Annotated in this window: 8 protein-coding genes; 3 read left to right on the top strand and 5 right to left on the bottom strand. The window is 63.4% G+C overall.

The features are described from left to right. Positions 1-31: 31 nt before the first annotated feature. Positions 32-3,982 (bottom strand): trifunctional transcriptional regulator/proline dehydrogenase/L-glutamate gamma-semialdehyde dehydrogenase, encoded by a 3,951-nt coding sequence (gene putA / locus OGL93_RS05185; RefSeq protein ID WP_263261312.1) that lies wholly within the window; start codon positions 3,980-3,982, stop codon positions 32-34. 329 nt (positions 3,983-4,311) lie between these two features. Between putA and putP the strand changes: the two genes are divergently transcribed. Both putP and rlmJ read left to right on the top strand, forming a co-directional pair. Beyond that, positions 4,312-5,799 (top strand): sodium/proline symporter PutP, encoded by a 1,488-nt coding sequence (gene putP, locus OGL93_RS05180; protein ID WP_263261311.1) that lies wholly within the window; start codon positions 4,312-4,314, stop codon positions 5,797-5,799. 72 nt (positions 5,800-5,871) lie between these two features. After that, positions 5,872-6,708 carry a 23S rRNA (adenine(2030)-N(6))-methyltransferase RlmJ gene (gene rlmJ / locus OGL93_RS05175; RefSeq protein WP_263261310.1) on the top strand — a complete coding sequence of 279 codons (837 nt, stop codon included), beginning with the start codon at positions 5,872-5,874 and terminating at the stop codon, positions 6,706-6,708. A gap of 66 nt (positions 6,709-6,774) precedes the next feature. Here rlmJ and msrA read toward each other — a convergent pair whose 3' ends face one another. From msrA to aceE, 4 genes are all read right to left on the bottom strand, one after another. Further along, positions 6,775-7,422: a peptide-methionine (S)-S-oxide reductase MsrA gene (gene msrA / locus OGL93_RS05170; protein ID WP_263261309.1), complete on the bottom strand. Its 648-nt coding sequence runs from the start codon at positions 7,420-7,422 to the stop codon at positions 6,775-6,777. 59 nt (positions 7,423-7,481) lie between these two features. Next, on the bottom strand, positions 7,482-10,175 hold the full coding sequence (locus tag OGL93_RS05165; protein ID WP_263261308.1) for an EAL domain-containing protein: 2,694 nt from the start codon (positions 10,173-10,175) through the stop codon (positions 7,482-7,484). 360 nt (positions 10,176-10,535) lie between these two features. Next, positions 10,536-12,515 carry a dihydrolipoyllysine-residue acetyltransferase gene (gene aceF / locus OGL93_RS05160; protein WP_263261307.1) on the bottom strand — a complete coding sequence of 660 codons (1,980 nt, stop codon included), beginning with the start codon at positions 12,513-12,515 and terminating at the stop codon, positions 10,536-10,538. Between the two features lie 11 nt (positions 12,516-12,526). Continuing rightward, a complete protein-coding gene (aceE, locus tag OGL93_RS05155) occupies positions 12,527-15,172 on the bottom strand; it encodes a pyruvate dehydrogenase (acetyl-transferring), homodimeric type (RefSeq protein WP_263261306.1) in 2,646 nt (881 codons plus the stop codon). A 437-nt stretch (positions 15,173-15,609) separates the two neighbouring features. Here aceE and glnE point away from each other — a divergent pair, with 437 nt between their 5' ends. Further along, positions 15,610-18,480, top strand: coding sequence for a bifunctional [glutamate--ammonia ligase]-adenylyl-L-tyrosine phosphorylase/[glutamate--ammonia-ligase] adenylyltransferase (gene glnE / locus OGL93_RS05150; RefSeq protein ID WP_263261500.1), 2,871 nt, complete (start codon positions 15,610-15,612; stop codon positions 18,478-18,480). Positions 18,481-18,525 lie beyond the last annotated feature (45 nt).

Raw genomic sequence — 18,525 nt, 5'->3', positions numbered from 1 at the left:
TCGCCGAGCCGTTTTGCGCTACAGGCCGCTGTCAGCCGATGGTCATCAGGCTGGCGTTACCGCCCGCGGCAGCGGTGTTTACGCTCACCGCACGTTCGATCACCAAGCGTTCCAGGGCGATGTTGGTCTCGCCGTGGGATAGCCCCTGCACGCCGACAATGGCGCCGGCACGCGCCGCGATGGTTTCGCATACCCCGCGCAGCTGGTCCGAGTCGCCGTGGTGGATCACTGCGTCGAACGCTGCTTCGTCACGCTTCCAGTCAGCGATCAGTTGCACGCGGCCCTGAACGTCCTTGGGCAACCGGCCAAACAGCGTGCGTGCCACGTCGCCTTCGACCATAACCGCGCGGCTGCCGACCGCCAGCACCGCCGCCAATTGGCAGAGCAGGTCGGCTTCGGTATCCGCCAGGCAGAGCACGTGTTCACGCGGCAGGATCACATAGCTGTTGCGCTCGCCGGTGGGGCCAGGCAGCAAGCGTGAAACCCCACTCTGGGACTGCGCCGCGAACTGGTTGCACAGGTCCACCAGGCTCGACTGCTGGGTGTTTTCGGCCCACGCCTTGAGCGAGTGCAGAGGCTTGAGCAGTGCATCGTGAACGCGGCTGTCTGGGGAGCTCAGGTCGCTGCGGTCGAAGGTCCGGCTGACTGCATCCGCCGGGCGCGTGGACAGCAGGCGATACAGGTACAGCGGCCCACCGGCTTTTGGCCCGGTGCCCGAGAGGCCCTCGCCGCCGAAAGGCTGCACGCCCACCACAGCGCCGACCACGTTGCGGTTCACATAGATGTTGCCCGCATTGATGCTTTCGGTGACCTTGGCGATGGTTTCGTCGATGCGGGTATGCACGCCCAGGGTCAGGCCATAGCCCGAGCCGTTGATCTGGCCGATGAGCGCATCGAGTTCCCGGCGCTTGTAGCGCACCACATGCAATACCGGGCCGAAGATCTCGCGCTTGAGCTCATCGAAGCTTTCCAGCTCGATCAACGTTGGCATCACGAAAGTGCCACGGCGGCATTCGGCGGTGTCGGCGATCGCCACCTGATACACCGTGCGGCCTTTTTCGCGCATGGCCTGGATGTGTTGCTCGATGCCAGCTTTGGCTTCGGCGTCGATCACTGGGCCGATGTCTACGGCGAGGCGCTCCGGGTTGCCGAGGCGGGCCTGGGCCATGGCGCCCTTGAGCATCTCGATGACACGGTCGGCGCTGTCTTCCTGCACGCACAGCACTCGCAGCGCCGAGCAGCGCTGGCCGGCGCTGTCGAACGCTGAGGACACCACGTCGATCACTACCTGCTCGGTGAGCGCCGAGGAATCCACGATCATTGCGTTTTGCCCGCCGGTTTCGGCGATCAGCGGAATCGGCCGGCCCTGGCTGTCGAGGCGCCCGGCGATGTTGCGTTGCAGCAGCCTTGCCACATCGGTGGAGCCGGTGAACATCACGCCCTTCACGCGCTCGTCGCCCACAAGGCCGGCGCCCACGGTTTCACCGCGGCCAGGCAGCAGCTGTACCACGCCCTCGGGAATCCCGGCTTCGAGCAGAAGGCGTACGGCCTGCGCCGCCACCAGGGGGGTTTGCTCCGCGGGCTTGGCCAGCACCGGGTTACCAGCGGCCAAGGCTGCGGCGACCTGGCCGGTGAAGATGGCCAGCGGGAAGTTCCATGGGCTGATGCAGACCACCGGGCCCAGAGGCCGGTGAGCGTCGTTGTTGAAGTCGTGGCGCGCCTGCACGGCGTAGTAGCGGAGGAAGTCTACCGCCTCGCGTACCTCGGCGATGGCGTTGGCGAAGGTCTTGCCCGCCTCGCGTACCAGCAGGCCCATCAGCGGCTGGATCTGCGCTTCCATCTGGTCGGCGGCGCGTTCCAGGATGGCGGCACGCTCGGCCGGCGGAGTGGCTTGCCAGATCGGCCCGTTGATCAGCGCGCATTGGATGGCGGCGTCCACATCGGCCACGTCGGCTTCTTGCACATGGCCAACCACGTCACGGTGATCGGAGGGGTTGAGTACCGGCTGTGCGGTGCCTGGCGTAGGTTCACAGCCCAGCATCGGGCCGGCTTTCCAGTCGTTGTGGGCAGTGGCCAGCAGGGCGCTGCTCAGCGACGCCAGGCGGTGTTCGTTGGCGAGGTCGATACCGGCGGAGTTGCTCCGCTCGCTGCCGTAAAGGTCACGCGGCAATGGAATGCGTGGGTGCGGCAGGCCAAGGACGCTTTCCTGGCTGCCCATGCGCTCAATGGTGGAGACAGGATCGGCGACCAGTTCCTGGATGGAAATGGAGTGATCGGCAATGCGGTTGACGAACGACGTGTTCGCCCCGTTCTCCAGCAGCCGGCGGACGAGGTAGGCCAGGAGCGTTTCGTGGGTGCCGACCGGTGCGTACACGCGGCACGGCCGGTTGAGCTTGCCATCGGCGACCTTGCCCACGACCTGTTCGTACAGCGGCTCGCCCATGCCGTGCAGGCATTGGAATTCGTACTGGCCAGGGTAATAGTTCTGCCCGGCGATCTGGTAGATGGCCGCCAGGGTGTGGGCGTTGTGCGTGGCGAACTGCGGGTAGATGGCCTCAGGCACCGAGAGCAGCTTGCGGGCACAGGCGATGTAGGACACGTCGGTGTACACCTTGCGGGTGTAGACCGGATAGCCTTCGAGGCCTTCGACTTGGGCGCGCTTGATCTCGCTGTCCCAGTAAGCGCCCTTGACCAGGCGGATCATCAGCCGGTGGCGGCTGCGGCGAGCGAGGTCGATGACGTAGTCGATCACATAGGGGCAACGCTTCTGATAGGCCTGGATCACGAACCCGATGCCGTTCCAGCCGGCCAGTTGCGGTTCGAAGCACAGGCGCTCGAGCAAATCGAGCGACAGCTCCAGGCGGTCCGCTTCCTCGGCGTCGATGTTCAGGCCGATGTCGTACTGCTTGGCCAGCAGGGTAAGCGACAGCAGGCGCGGGTATAGCTCTTCCATCACACGCTCGTACTGTGCGCGGCTGTAGCGGGGGTGCAGCGCCGACAGCTTGATGGAAATGCCAGGGCCTTCATAAATGCCGCGGCCATGCGAGGCTTTGCCGATGGAATGAATCGCTTGCTCGTAGGACGCCAGGTACTTCTGCGCGTCGTGCTCGGTGAGCGCTGCCTCGCCCAGCATGTCGTACGAGTAGCGGAAGCCCTTGCTTTCGAATTTGCTGGCATTGGCCAGGGCTTCGGCGATGGTTTCGCCGGTGACGAACTGCTCGCCCATCAGGCGCATGGCCATGTCCACGCCCTTGCGGATCATCGGCTCGCCGCTCTTGCCGATGATCCGGCTCAGCGAGGAGGTCAGGCCAGTCTCGTTATGGGTGGACACCAGCTTGCCGGTCAGCAGCAGGCCCCAGGTGGCGGCGTTCACGAACAGCGACGGGCTGTTGCCCAGGTGGGGCTGCCAGTTGCCGTTGCTGATCTTGTCGCGGATCAGTGCATCGCGAGTGCCTTTGTCCGGAATACGCAGCAGTGCCTCGGCCAGGCACATCAGGGCCACGCCCTCCTGGGATGACAGCGAAAACTCTTGCAGCAGGCCTTGCACCAGGCCGGCGCGGCCGGTGGCGTTCTTCTGGTTGCGCAGTTTTTCGGCGATGCCGGCAGCCAGCTTGTTCGCGGCCTCGGCCATGCTTGCCGGCAGGCGCGCCTGCTCCAGCAGCATCGGAACCATTTCCTGCTCGGGGCGGCGGTAGGCACCGGTAATGGCGGCACGCAACACCGACTGCGGATGGATGCTCTCGGCGAACTCCAGGAAACACTGATGAGCCGTGTCGACCTGCACCTCACCCGCATCGTCGTTGGCGATGGCAGCGCTGCCATCGAGCTCGGTCAAGGACGCACCACCCTCGAGTTTCTCCAGATAATTGAAGATCGCTTGCTTGATCAGCCAATGCGGCGTGCGGTCGATGGACTGCGCCGCAGCCTTCAAGCGCTCGCGGGTCGGGTCGTCAAGTTTGACCCCAAGGGTGGTCGTCGCCATTTAATTATCCTCATCGGGTTGCCACTGTCGCGTGGCTTGTGCGTGGCGGCAAGATTATCCGGGCCCCGAATGGGGTGCAACCCGGTGCAACCCAAATAGTTGAACTATTTCCCAGGCGGTTCGGCGGCGCGGAGCCGCGCAGATCACTGCACTCAGAGAGTGCGCTCAGCGTTGCCCAGCTTCTTTGAGGTTTAAGACGCTTCCCAAACATGTGTAGGACTATTCCTAAAGCGCTGGAGCTCACTTGAAAGGGTAGTTGCGCTCTCCCTAGGATGCGCCCTCTCGGTGCAACCAAGGTGCACCTCCAATAACAAGGACCTGAGTACCGAATGAGCCTGAGCAACCCAACCCTGATCGCTTTTCTGGTCTATATCAGCGTCATGCTGCTGATCGGCCTATTGGCCTGGCGCGCAACGCGGGACCTTTCCGACTACATCCTTGGTGGCCGACGGCTCGGCGGCGTGGTGACCGCGTTGTCCGCTGGCGCTTCGGACATGAGCGGCTGGCTGCTGATGGGCCTACCAGGCGCCATTTACATGAGCGGGCTGTCGGAAGCCTGGATCGCCTTGGGGCTGATCGTGGGCGCCTACCTGAACTGGCGCTTGGTGGCCGGGCGCCTTCGAGTGCACACCGAGTACAGTGGTGATGCATTGACGCTTCCGGATTATTTCTCCGCCCGCTTCAACGACCACAGCGGCCTGCTTCGGGTCATTTGCGCGGTAGTGATCCTGGTGTTCTTCACCATTTATTGCGCCTCGGGCATCGTCGCCGGCGCGCGGTTGTTCGAAAGCACCTTCGGCCTGCCGTATGAAACCGCGCTGTGGGTAGGTGCCGCCGCCACTATCGCTTACACCTTCATCGGCGGCTTCCTCGCGGTCAGCTGGACCGACACCGTGCAGGCGTCGCTGATGCTCTTCGCGCTGATCCTCACCCCTATCGTGGTGCTGCTGGCCACTGGGGGCGTGGACACGACCTTCCTGCACATTGAAAGCGCCAACATCGCGAGCTTCGACATGTTCCGCGATAAAACCTGGATCGGCATCGTCTCGCTGCTTGCTTGGGGCCTGGGCTATTTCGGCCAGCCGCATATCCTGGCGCGCTTCATGGCCGCGGACTCGGTGAAATCCATTACCCGCGCCCGGCGCATTTCCATGTCGTGGATGATCCTCTGCCTCGGCGGCACCTGCGCCGTTGGCTTCTTCGGCATCGGCTACTTCCATGCCAACCCGGCGCTGGCCAGCGCGGTCACGGAAAACCCTGAGCGGATCTTTATCGAAATCGCAAAACTGCTGTTCAACCCCTGGGTGGCCGGCGTGCTGCTGTCGGCCATCCTGGCGGCGGTGATGAGTACCCTCAGCTGCCAGCTGCTGGTGTGCTCCAGCTCGTTAACAGAGGACTTTTACCGGCACTTCCTGCGCAAGGCCGCTTCGCAGCGCGAACTGGTGTGGGTCGGCCGGGGCATGGTGTTGCTGGTGGCGCTGGTCTCCATCGCCCTGGCTGCGGACCCCAACAGCCGCGTGCTGGGCTTGGTCAGCTATGCATGGGCCGGTTTTGGCGCGGCCTTCGGCCCGGTGGTGATCATCTCTGTGCTGTGGAAAGGCATGAGCCGCAACGGCGCCTTGGCAGGGATCGTTACCGGCGCGACCACCGTAGTCTTGTGGAAGCTCTACGGCCACCAGGATGTGTACGAAATCATTCCCGGCTTTGCCCTGGCTTGCCTGGCGATCGTATTGGTGAGCCGCCTCGGCACGCCGTGCGAAACCGTAAAGCAGCGTTTCGACGCAGCGGACAAAGCCTGGCGCGCTGAGCGCGGATGAACGCCACCCGGCCCCTGGCCTTTGGCTCTGGGGCCGGTGCGCGGTAAACTCCGGCACCCCGCAGGAGTAACCATGAACTACCGCCACGCCTTCCATGCCGGCAACCACGCCGATGTTTTCAAACACTTGGTGTTGAGCCGCCTGATTGCACTGATGTCGCGCAAGGAACAACCGTTCGCCTATCTGGACACTCATGCCGGTGTGGGCCTGTATGACCTGCAAGGTGACCAGGCCAGCCGCACCGGCGAGTACCTGGAGGGGGTTGCCCGCTTGTGGCAAGCCGAGAACCCGCCGGAACTGGCGGCCGACTACCTGCGCATCCTGCGCAAGCTCAACCCTGATGGCGAATTGCGTTACTACCCTGGCTCTCCCGAGCTGGCACGCCGGCTAGCGCGGCAGCAGGACAGCCTGCAGTTCAATGAAAAGCATCCTGACGATGGCCTTGCGCTCAAGGACAACATGAAGCGCGACCCGCGCGTGGCCGTGCACCGGGGCGAGGGCTGGCATGTGCCGAGGGCGCTGCTGCCCACGCCAGAAAAGCGCGCCGTGATGCTGATCGACCCCCCCTTCGAGCAGCCGGATGAGCTACAGCGCTGCACCCGGGCGGTCAAGGAGGCCGTTGCCCGTATGCGCCAGACCGTCGTGGTGGTGTGGTATCCGATCAAGGATGAGAAAAGCCTGCGACGCTTTTATCAGGAGCTCACCAGTACCGGCGCGCCCAAGCTGCTGAAGGTCGAGTTGTTCGTGCATCCGGCTGACAGCGGCGAGCGGCTGAACGGCTCTGGCCTGGCCATTGCCAACCCGCCATGGGGGCTCGAGGATGAGCTCAAGGCGCTGCTGCCATGGCTCGCCGAGTTGCTCGGGCAGAGCGGTGGCAGCTGGCGCATGGATTGGCCGATTCCCGAATAGAAGCAAGCAAAAACCACGCACCTTAGGGCCCCCGAACCCTAAGGTCCGCGAACCCGTACGCCTGGATCAGGCTGGCAGGCAAACCCCAGTGCCGCCGATGCCGCAATAGCCACCCGGGTTTTTCGCCAGGTATTGCTGGTGGTACGCCTCGGCGTAGAAGAAGGTCGGCGCTGCCTGGATGTCCGTGGTGATGTCTGGGTGCCCGGCCTTGCGCAATTCGCCCTGGAAGGCTTCGCGGCTGGCGAGCGCCGCATGCAACTGAGCTTCGCTGGTGGTGAAGATCACCGAGCGGTATTGAGTTCCAACGTCGTTGCCCTGGCGCATGCCTTGAGTGGGGTTATGGGATTCCCAGAACACCTTGAGCAGGTCTTCGTAGCGGGTTTCGCCAGGGTTGAACACCACCATCACCACTTCGCTGTGCCCGGTCAGCCCTGAGCACACTTCTTCATAAGTAGGGTTTGGGGTATGGCCGCCGGCATAACCGACCGCCGTGGTGTACACGCCGGGTTGTTGCCACAGGCGCCGCTCGGCGCCCCAGAAGCAGCCAAGGCCGAAGTAGGCCACTTCGAGGCCTTCAGGGAAGGGCGCTTGCAACGGCTGGCCGTTTACAAAATGTTCAGCCGGCACCGCCATGGGTGTGTCACGACCAGGCAGTGCCTGCTGTGCCGTAGGCAGTTCGTTTTTGTTCACGAGGATTTCCGAGCGCAAGACCATGGTGTTCTCCGCAGAAGGTCAGTCACAGGCTCACAGTGTGCCCGAGCCGAGCGCGGCTGTCAGGTCGCCGGGCCCCGCGGGTAACGCTTGAGTGCGTCGACCAGCCTCGCCGACGGAATCGGCCGGTCGAACAGGTAGCCCTGGCCTACGTCGCAGCGGTGGCGGCGGAGGAAGTTGAGCTGCTCGGCGGTCTCGATCCCTTCAGCCACCACCTTGAGCTTGAGGTTATGGGCCATGGCGATCACCGCAGAGGTGATTTCCATGTCGTCCTGGCTGGTGGGGATGTCGTTGATGAAGCTGCGATCGATCTTGATGATGTCGATCGGGAATTTCTTCAGGTAGCTCAGCGACGAATAACCCGTGCCGAAGTCGTCCATGGCCAACGACAGGCCCAGGCCTTTCAGCTGGCCCAGCAGCTGGCGGGTGTCTTCAGTGGCTTCCAACAGCAGGCCTTCGGTCAGCTCGAGCTCCAGCAGGTTGGGCGCGAGTTTTTCTTCGGTGAGAATCTGGCTGATCGAGGCGACCAGGTCCGGATCGGAAAACTGCTTGGGCGACAGGTTGATGGCCACATGCAGCGGCCCGTAGCCCGCCGCCGTAAGCTGTTTGCTCATGCGGCAGGCCTGGCGCACCACCCATTTGCCGATGGGGATGATCAGCCCGGTTTCTTCAGCCACGCTGATGAATTGATCCGGGCGGATCATGCCTTTTTCCGGATGGTTCCAGCGCAGCAGTGCTTCCATTCCCAGCAGCCGGCCGGAGCGCAGGCATAGCTTGGGCTGGTAGAAGACCTCGAGTTCGTTCTGGGTCAGGGCGCGGCGCAGGTTGTTTTCCACAAACAGCTTGTAGCTGGCCTCAGCGTTCAGCGCTTCGGTAAACAGCTGCACTTGGTGCTTGCCGTTGGCCTTGGCCTTGTGCAGCGCCAGGCCGGCGTTTTTCATCAGCGTTTGCGGGTCCCGGCCATGCAGGGGCGCGCACGCCAAGCCCACCGAGGCCGTAACGTTGATCAACTGATTGTCGACGAACATGGGCTTGTCGAGGGTTTTGAGCACTTGCAACGCCAGCTGCTGCCCGGCTTCGGGATCGGTATCGTCCAGCAGCACGGCGAACTCATTGCTGGCGAAGCGGGCGAGGGTGCCCGAAGGGCTCAAGCTGTTGCGCAGGCGGCGGGCAAGGCTGATCAGCAGCTTGTCGCCGGTTTGATGACCGAGGCTATCGTTGATGCGCTTGAAGTTGTCGATGTCCACCAGCATCAAGGCCAGCGGTGTTTCCACGTCTGTGGCGAAACGCTCGTCCAGGCTGCGGATAAAGGCCGGCCGGTTGCCCAGGTTGGTGAGGTTGTCGGTATAGGCCAGCCGCTCGATGCGCTGTTGCGCCAGCTTGGACTGGGTGATGTCCTCGTAGATGCCGATGTAATGCGTCAGCTCCCGATGGTCATTGAATACCTTGGAAATCGACAGTTGGCCCCAGTAGGGTTCCAGGTTCTTGCGCCGGCTTTTGAATTCGCCTTGCCAGCTGTTGCTCTTGGCCAGGCTAGAGGGCGCATCGAACAGCAGTTCGCTGAGGTTTTCCAGCGCAGGAAGCTCGGCCAGTCGATGGCCGTGGACTTCGTCGGACGTGTATTGGGTGATGGCGGTGAAGCTGGGGTTCACGTACTCCACCACGCCGTCGCAGTTGACCAGCAAAAAGGCGTTAGCACTCTGCTCCACGGCACGCTGGAACAAATGCAGCGCGCTCGCCGCGGTGCGCCGATTGTGGCTGGTGATGACTTGCGCGAACTGGTCGGCCAGCTCGCCAGCGAAGGCGATTTCGTCCGACTGCCAGGCGCGCTCTACACCGCGCTGCTCCAGGCAAAGCACCCCCACCACCTGGCCGTCCACTCGAACACTGGCGTCGAGCACGGAACCTGCGTCTCCCCGCCGCGAGGCGGCAGTCAGGTCGCGAATGCGTGGGTCACCGGTGGGGTTGTTGGCGTCCACGGCACGGCTGCGGTGCAGTGCATCGAGGTAGTCGGGGTAACGGCTCGCATCGATCGGGGCGGGAATGCTGTAGGTCTTGGTGGAAGCGTTGTAGGCCACGATCGGCACCAGCCGCTGCCCTTCGAGGTGCCAGATGCTGGTGCCGTCGATCTGGAAGATCTCGCAGGCGCTGCGGGTGATCAGCTCTGCCGCTTCGCGCAGGGGATCATTGGTGCTGTAGCGTTGGCGCGCCAGGCGCAGGATAAGATCCTGCTGGCCGCGCACCCGCTCCAGGTGCTGGAGTTGCTCGCGTTGGGCGCGCTGGTTGAGTTCCAGGGCGATCTGCAGGCGGCCGTTCTGGGTCTCCAGTTCGCCGTGCTCGACGTCCGGCGCTTCGCTGGCCAGGTCGTCCACGGCCAGCAAGTACCCGCGCAGCAGCTGCCGATTGTGCTGCTTATAAGGTTCACCCACTTCGAGGATGTTGATCGGCCCGTCACTGGCGTGCAGCACATAGCGCACCAGGTAATACGCACGCTTGGCCAGCTGCGCCTGGATGGCGTCGTGCAACTGATAGCGGGCTTCTGGTTCCATCAAGCTGGCGTATGGCGAGCCGATGAGCGCACACAGCTCGGCCGCGGGCAGGCCGAAGTCTTTTTCGCAGCTGGGGTCCAGATACAGCAGGGCCCAATTCGCCTCGTTCAGCCGCTCGAAACGCAGCATGCCTAGGCGCGAGGGCACCGGCAGCTGCGTAACGACCTCGGCCGCCATACGAGTGGCGGCATCCGGCTGGCTTTTCATCGAGAACTCGCTTCAGAAATACGGGTTGCGCAGATCCGTCTGGTGGATGTTGTCGCGTGTAGCAAGGTTGCATCATGCCGCTGCGGCTGACAAGCGATACAGTGGCCCTATGCCTTCATGCGGTAGGTTAAACGTCGGTTTTCTTACAAACATTGCGCCGAAATGCCGGCAACGAAGCCGCTTCACTATAGTTGACATCTATTTGGCGTCAAATGGATGAACTTCATGTCTGTGATGCAGCCGAGGGTAGCAGATCGCTTACGTAAAGCTGCAAAAAAAACCCCGCCGGAGCGGGGTTGAGGTTTTCGAGCGTAGCAGCCCAAAACAGTGATGCCGCGTAGAAGCTACGCGGCGAGTTCATTACAGAAGCAGCGTACGAATGTCGCCGAGCACATCGCCCAACCGTTTGGTGAAACGGGCAGCGGCGGCGCCGTTGATCACGCGGTGGTCGTACGAGAGCGACAGCGGCAGCATCAGCTTGGGTTGGAACGCTTTGCCATCCCATACCGGCTGCATGGTCGCCTTGGACACGCCCAAGATGGCCACTTCCGGCGCGTTGACGATAGGCGTGAAGCCCGTACCGCCAATATGGCCGAGGCTGGAGATGGTAAAGCAGGCGCCTTGCATGTCGTCCGAAGCCAGCTTCTTGGTGCGGGCCTTCTCTGCCAGGGCCGCGGCCTCGGCCGCCAGCTGCAGCAGGCTCTTCTGGTCAACGTTCTTGATCACCGGCACCAGCAGCCCATCTGGCGTGTCCACGGCGAAGCCGATGTGCACGTACTTCTTGCGAATGATCGCCTTGCCGCTCGGGGCCAGCGAACTGTTGAAGTCCGGCAGTTCCTTGAGCAGGTGCGCGCAGGCCTTGAGCAGCAACGGCAGCACGGTCAGCTTCACGCCGGCCTTTTCAGCTACGGCTTTCTGAGCCACGCGGAAAGCTTCCAGCTCCGTGATGTCGGCTTGGTCGAACTGGGTCACATGCGGGACGTTGAGCCAGCTGCGGTGCAGGTTGGCCGCGCCAACCTGCATCAGGCGGGTCATCGGCACTTCTTCGATTTCGCCGAAGCGGCTGAAGTCCACCACCGGTACCGGCGGGATGCCCGCGCCGCCCGTGGCCGCAGTGGCGGCAGGCGCCTCCTTGGCCTTGGTCATCATGGTTTTGACGTACGCCTGCACGTCTTCCTTGAGGATGCGGCCGTGCGGGCCGGTGGCCGATACCTGGGCCAGGTCCACGCCGAACTCGCGGGCCAGCAGACGTACAGCGGGGCCCGCGTGTACCTTGCCGCTCGGTGCCGCGGGCGCGGCAGCGGGGGCAGGTGCGCTGGCCGGCTTGGCCGCGCTGGTCGCGGGCGCGGATGCCGAGGGAGCGGACGCTGGTGCCGGAGCGGCCTGGGCTGCTGGCGCCGGGGCGCTACCGGCAACTTTCAGCTTGAGGATCAGGTCGCCGGTGCCGACTTCGCTTTCCAGCTGGGCGATCACGCTTTCCACCACGCCCGCTTCCGGCGAAGGGATCTCCATGCTGGCCTTGTCGGATTCCAGGGTGATCAGCGACTGGTCTTTCTCTACTTTGTCGCCGGCCTTGACCAGTACTTCGATGATCTTGGCTTTGCCAGACGAGCCGATGTCCGGCACGTGGATGTCCTTCACGCTATCTGCCACTGGCGCAGCTGCAGGCGCGCTCGCGGCGGCCGGAGCCGCGGCGGGAGCGGGGGCGGGTGCCGAAGCAGCCGCGGTATTGGCAGCCTGGGTGGGCGCCGAACCCGCGCCCTTGAGCTTGAGGATCAAGTCACCGGTGCCCACTTCGTCGTTCAGGTTGACACTGATGCTTTCAACGACGCCCGCCGCGGGAGAGGGAATCTCCATGCTGGCTTTGTCCGACTCCAGGGTAATCAGGGACTGATCCGCCTCGACGGTGTCGCCGACCTTCACCTGGATCTCGATAACCTGGGCCTTGCCCGACGAACCGATGTCCGGCACGTTCACGTCCTGGCTGGCGCCCTGGCCCGCAGCGCTGGGCGCGGGTGCCGAGGCGGGGGCCGCCGGGCGGGTTTCCTCGGCCTCGTCCGGAGCGCTGGTCGGCGCCGCTTCGGCGGCAGGCTCAGCAGCCTGGCCGCCTTCGATATCCAGCTCCAGCAGTTCGTCGCCTTCCTTCAGGCGATCGCCCAGCTTGACCTTGATGGCCTTGACCACCCCGGCTTTGGGGGCGGGCACTTCCATGCTGGCTTTGTCTGACTCGAGTGTCACCAGGCTTTGCTCGGCTTCGATGCGGTCGCCGACCTTGACCTGAATCTCGATAACTTCCCCTTCACCGCTGCCGATGTCGGGTACGCGAATAAGCTCGCTCACGAATGTTCTCCTCAGCAGTCCAGGGGGTTGCGTTTGTCAGGGTCGATGCCAAACCGGACGATGGCTTCAGCCACCACCTTCGGTTCGATATCGCCACGGTCTGACAAAGCCTCGAGCGCGGCCAGCACGATGAAATGGCGGTCCACTTCGAAGAAGTGGCGCAGTTTCTTGCGGCTGTCGCTACGGCCGAAGCCGTCGGTACCCAGGACCTTGAACTCCTTGCTTGGAACCCACTGGCGGATCTGCTCGGCGAACAGTTTCATGTAGTCGGTCGAGGCGATGACCGGGCCTTTACGGCCGCTCAGGCACTGCTCCACATAAGACTGCTCAGGCTTCTGGCCAGGGTGCAGGCGGTTGCTGCGCTCCACGGCCAGGCCGTCGCGGCGCAGCTCGTTGAAGCTGGTAACGCTCCAGACGTCCGCGCCCACATTGAACTCCTCGCGCAGGATCTTCGCGGCCTCGCGCACTTCCCGCAGGATGGTGCCCGAACCCAGCAGCTGCACATGGTGCGCGGCATCGCGGGTATCGTCTTCGAGCAGGTACATACCCTTGATGATGCCGTCCTCGGCGCCAGCCGGCAGCGCTGGCTGGGCATAGGCTTCGTTCATCACGGTGATGTAGTAGAAAATGTCCTGCTGCTCTTCCATCATCTGGCGCATGCCTTCGCGGATGATCACCGCCAGTTCATAGCCATAGGTGGGGTCGTAGCTGCGGCAGTTAGGGATGGTCGCCGCCATCAGATGGCTGTGGCCATCTTCATGCTGCAAGCCTTCGCCATTGAGTGTGGTACGCCCGGCAGTGCCGCCGACCAGGAAGCCACGCGTACGGCTGTCGCCCGCGGCCCAGGCCAGGTCGCCGATGCGCTGGAAGCCGAACATCGAATAGAAGATGTAGAACGGCAGCATCGGCTGGTTGTGGCAGCTGTAGGCGGTGCCGGCAGCGATGAAGGACGACATGGCGCCGGCTTCGTTGATGCCTTCCTCGAGGATCTGGCCCTTCTTGTCCTCGCGGTAGAACATCACCTGGTCTTTATCCACAGGTTCATACAGCTGGCCTACGGATGAGTAGATGCCCAGCTGGCGGAACATGCCTTCCATACCGAAGGTGCGAGCTTCGTCCGGGATGATCGGAACGATGCGCTGGCCTAGTTCCTTGTCCTTGACCAGTTGGGTCAGGATGCGCACGAAGGCCATGGTGGTGGAGATTTCACGGTCGCCCGAGCCATCGAGAATGGCCTTGAGGGTTTCCAGCGGTGGCACCGGCACGTTGAAGCTCTTGGCGCGGCGCTGCGGCACGAAGCCACCCAGCGCGCTGCGGCGCTCACTCAGGTACTTGGCTTCGGCGCTGCCCGGCTCGGGCTTGAAGAAGGCCATTTTTTCCAGGTCTTCGTCGCGCACAGGGATGTCGAAGCGGTCGCGGAATTTGCGCAGGCTGTCCACATCCACTTTTTTGGTGTTGTGGGCGGTGTTCTTCGCCTCGCCAGCGCCGGTGCCGTAACCTTTGATGGTCTTGGCCAGGACTACAGTCGGCTGGCCCTTGTGGTTCACCGCGGAGTGGTAGGCGGCGTACACCTTGTAGGGGTCGTGGCCGCCACGGTTCAACTTCCAGATCTCGTCGTCGGACAGGTCCGCGACCATGGCTTTGAGTTCTGGCGAGTTGAAGAAGTGCTCACGGACGAACGCGCCGTCCTTGGCCTTGTAGTTCTGATATTCGCCGTCGACGACTTCGTCCATGCGACGCTGCAGGATGCCATCGACGTCTTTGGCCAACAGTGGGTCCCAGAAGCGGCCCCAGACCACCTTGTTCACATTCCAGCCGCCGCCACGGAACACGCCTTCGAGTTCCTGGATGATCTTGCCGTTACCGCGCACCGGGCCGTCCAGGCGCTGCAGGTTGCAGTTGATGACGAAGATCAGGTTGTCCAGCTTCTCGCGGCCAGCCAGGGCAATGGCACCCAGGGATTCCGGCTCGTCGCACTCGCCGTCGCCCATGAAGCACCAGACCTTCTGCTTGCCGGCAGGGATGAAGCCGCGGCTTTCCAGGTACTTCATGAAGCGCGCCTGGTAGATCGCCTGGATGGGCCCCAGGCCCATGGAAACGGTCGGGAACTGCCAGAAGTCTGGCATCAGCCAGGGGTGCGGGTACGAGGACAGGCCCTTGCCATCCACTTCCTGGCGGAAGTTGTCCATCTGTTCTTCGCTGATGCGGCCTTCCATGAAGGCCCGGGCGTAGACACCGGGCGAGGCATGGCCCTGGAAGAAGATCAGGTCGCCGCCGTGCTCCTCGGTAGGTGCCTGGAAGAAGTAGTTGAAACCGATGTCGTACAGCGTCGCACTCGAGGCGAAGCTGGAAATATGTCCGCCCAGGTCCGAATCCCTGAGGTTGGTGCGAACGACCATGGCCAGCGCGTTCCAGCGGACCAACGAACGGATCCGGCGTTCCATGAACAGGTCGCCGGGCATACGCGCTTCGTGGGTCACGGGGATGGTATTGCGGTATGGCGTGGTGATGGCGTAGGGGAGTTGCGAACCACTGCGGGTGGCCAACTCGCCCATGCGGGTCATCAGGTAGTGAGCGCGGTCTTCGCCTTCTTTGTCGAGAACCGACTCCAGGGCGTCCAGCCATTCCTGGGTTTCGACGGGATCGAGGTCTTGCATGGCTTGCTCCAGGGCGGAAAGGCCACCAGAATCGATGACCTGAGTTTGCGACTGGCCTTGTGGGCAGACGACATGAATTCTTGGATCACCGGTGGGTTGGCCCGGTGTGCTGTAGTTTTACTACAAATCAATGTTCTTTTCATGTGCCGTTGTAGGGGGAGCAGTAGTAAAACTACAGGTCGCTGCGCTCGAACCCTACCTCGGGTTGTGTATATAGCCGATCCAGCTGATCGAAAATAAGCCTGAAAAAGGTATTTATTGATGCCCACTGCCACAGCTCATCAAGTTTCAGCTATTTATAACCTTTGTTGGACAGTCCGATCAGCCGCAGGCTTTCAAAGGCGCCGCGTGGTAGCGAGCGACCTGAAGGATAGACCATGAGCCGTCCGGAGCCGATCCCACTGCCCGACGTGCTGCAGGCAACGGCTGCCGCGCGTATGGCGGCCTTTCAGGAAGCCCTCGCTGGCGTGGCTGACGGCACGGCTCACTGGTCGCCAGCGCATTCAGAAGCCTTCGGCCGGGTCAGCGCTGCCAGCGACTTCGTCTACGAACAGGCCTGCCGCGACCCCGCCATGTTGCTCGGGCTGGTGCAAAGCGGGGAGCTGGATCGCGAGCTCGCCCCCGGTGAATTGCGCCAGCAGGTCCGCACCGCGCTGGCACGTTGCGTTGACGAGGACACCCTCGGCAGTGCCTTGCGCCGCGAGCGAACCCGGCAACAGGTGCGCATCATCTGGCGGGACCTGCTGCGCCTGGCCAACCTTCAAGGCACCTGCCGCGATTTGTCTGACCTGGCCGATGCCTGTATAGACGAGGCCTACCAATGGTTATATCCACGCTATTGCCAGCAATTGGGCACGCCGGTAGGCCGCCGCTCAGGTGAGCCGCAGCCGCTGATTGTGCTGGGGATGGGCAAACTGGGCGCCGGAGAGCTGAACCTGTCCTCGGACATCGACCTGATCTTCGCGTATCCAGAGGGCGGCGAAACCCAGGGGGCCCGCCGTTCGATCGATAACCAGGCATTTTTCATTCGCCTCGGCCAACGCCTGATCAAGGCGCTGGACCCGGTGACCGTGGACGGTTTCGTGTTCCGCGTGGACATGCGCCTGCGCCCTTACGGCTCGGTAGGTGCCCTGGTGCTGAGCTTCAATGCGTTGGAGCAGTACTACCAGGACCAGGGCCGGGATTGGGAACGCTACGCAATGATCAAGGCGCGGGTGGTGGCGGGGGACCAGGCCACTGGGGCGCAATTACTGGCGATGCTAAGGCCGTTCGTTTACCGGCGTTACCTGGACTTCTCGGCGATCGAAGCCCTGCGGACGATGAAGCAGCTGATCCAGCAGGAAGTCCGGCGCAAGGGTATGGCGGACAACATCAAGCTGGGCGCCGGTGGCATCCGTGAAGTCGAGTTCATCGCCCAAGCATTCCAGCTGATCCATGGCGGGCGTGACCTGAGCCTGCAACAGCGGCCTTTGCTCGGCGTACTTTCCACCCTTGAGCGCCAAGGTTATCTGCCGGCAGAAGTGATCACCGAGTTGCGCCAGGGCTATGAATTTCTTCGCTACACGGAGCACGCGCTCCAAGCGATCGCCGATCGCCAGACCCAGATGCTGCCCGATACTCCCCTGGACCAGGCGCGCGTGGCATTCATGCTTGGCTTTGAGGGTTGGGCGGCCTTCCACGCCGAGCTGATGCGCTGGCGAGGGCGGATCGATTGGCATTTTCGCGGCGTGATCGCCGATCCCGACGAAGACGATGACGGCGGCGATATCGTAGTGGGTGCCGAATGGCTGCCGCTGTGGGAAGAGCGCCAGGACGACGAAGCGGCGAGCCGGCAACTGGCCGAAGGTGGCTTCGCGGACCCACCCAAGGCCCTCGAGCGGCTGGCTAGCCTGCGCAACAGCGGCCAGCTGCGGGCCATGCAACGGATGGGGCGTGAACGCCTGGATGCCTTCATCCCGCGCCTGCTGGCCCAGGCCAGCGAGCATGCCGAGCCGGACCTGGTGCTCGAACGGGTGTTGCCGCTGGTCGAAGCCGTGGCGCGCCGCTCCGCGTACCTGGTGCTGCTTACCGAGAACCCCAGCGCGCTGCGGCAATTGCTCACGCTGTGCGCGGCCAGCCCGTGGATTGCCGAGCAAATGACTCGCTACCCGCTGTTGCTCGATGAGCTGCTCAACGAGGCGCGGCTGTTCAACCCGCCGCTGGCGCCGGAGCTGGCCGCCGAGTTGCGTGAGCGGTTGGCGCGCATCCCCGAGGACGACCTGGAGCAGCAGATGGAAGCGCTGCGGCATTTCAAGCTCGCCCATAGCTTACGCGTGGCAGCTGCGGAAATTGCCGGCACCCTGCCGCTGATGAAAGTCAGCGATTACCTCACCTGGCTGGCCGAGGCGATTCTCGCCGAGGTGCTGGCCCTGGCCTGGCGCCAGACGGTGGCGCGGCATGGCACACCCTTGAGGCCCGACGGCAGCTTGTGCGACCCCGGCTTCATCATCGTCGGGTACGGCAAGATGGGCGGCCTGGAGCTGGGCCATGGCTCGGACCTGGACCTGGTGTTCATCCATGATGGCGATGGCCTGGCGGAAACCGACGGCGCGCGGCCGATCGATGGCGCTCAGTACTTTACCCGGCTGGGACAGCGGATCATCCACCTGCTGACCACGCAAACCAACTCCGGCCAGCTCTACGACGTCGACATGCGCCTGCGGCCTTCGGGCGCGGCCGGGCTGCTGGTGAGCTCGTTGGGCGCTTTCGAGCGCTACCAGCAGCAGGAAGCCTGGACCTGGGAGCATCAGGCACTGGTACGCGCGCGGGTGTTGGTGGGTGCCGCCGATGTTGCCCGCGCCTTCGAAAGCATTCGCGGGGCCGTGCTAGGGCGTGAGCGCGACGTGCACCGCCTGCGTGAAGAGGTGACCGAAATGCGCGCCAAGATGCGCGATAACCTCGGCACCCGCGCCACCGCGGCCGGGCGTGGCGATAACGCCTTCGATGCGCACATGCCGTTCGATATCAAGCAAGACGCCGGAGGTATCGTCGATATTGAATTTATGGTGCAATACGCGGCCTTGGCCTGGTCGCGCGAGCACCCTGCGTTGTTGCGCTACACCGATAACATCCGGATCCTCGAGGGGCTTGAGCAAGCGCAATTGTTGCCCGCCGCCGATGCCAGCCTGCTGCGCGAAGCCTACAAGGCCTACCGCTCCGCCGCCCACCGGCGCGCCTTGCAGAAACAGGCGGGGGTCATCGCCGGGGACCAATTCGTTGCCGAGCGCCGCGAAGTCATGCGGATCTGGGCGGGGCTGGGGCTAGGCTGAATTGCATGTTGTTGAAATCCATGGGGAGGCGTCGGCCTCCCCGAT

Origin of the sequence: Pseudomonas sp. RIT-PI-S (assembly GCF_025642975.1) — a bacterium.
Taxonomy (GTDB): Bacteria; Pseudomonadota; Gammaproteobacteria; order Pseudomonadales; family Pseudomonadaceae; genus Aquipseudomonas.
The sequence above is the reverse complement of the archived record's forward strand: the minus strand, read 5'-3'. Positions and strand labels throughout refer to the sequence as shown.

What these genes read in the sequence shown, in the direction of transcription:
- putA (WP_263261312.1), bottom strand. Translation starts at nt 3,982, where the DNA reads ATGGCGACGACCACCCTTGGGGTCAAACTTGACGACCCGACCCGCGAG.
- putP (WP_263261311.1), top strand. Translation starts at nt 4,312, where the DNA reads ATGAGCCTGAGCAACCCAACCCTGATCGCTTTTCTGGTCTATATCAGC.
- rlmJ (WP_263261310.1), top strand. Translation starts at nt 5,872, where the DNA reads ATGAACTACCGCCACGCCTTCCATGCCGGCAACCACGCCGATGTTTTC.
- msrA (WP_263261309.1), bottom strand. Translation starts at nt 7,422, where the DNA reads ATGGTCTTGCGCTCGGAAATCCTCGTGAACAAAAACGAACTGCCTACG.
- OGL93_RS05165 (WP_263261308.1), bottom strand. Translation starts at nt 10,175, where the DNA reads ATGAAAAGCCAGCCGGATGCCGCCACTCGTATGGCGGCCGAGGTCGTT.
- aceE (WP_263261306.1), bottom strand. Translation starts at nt 15,172, where the DNA reads ATGCAAGACCTCGATCCCGTCGAAACCCAGGAATGGCTGGACGCCCTG.
- glnE (WP_263261500.1), top strand. Translation starts at nt 15,610, where the DNA reads ATGGCGGCCTTTCAGGAAGCCCTCGCTGGCGTGGCTGACGGCACGGCT.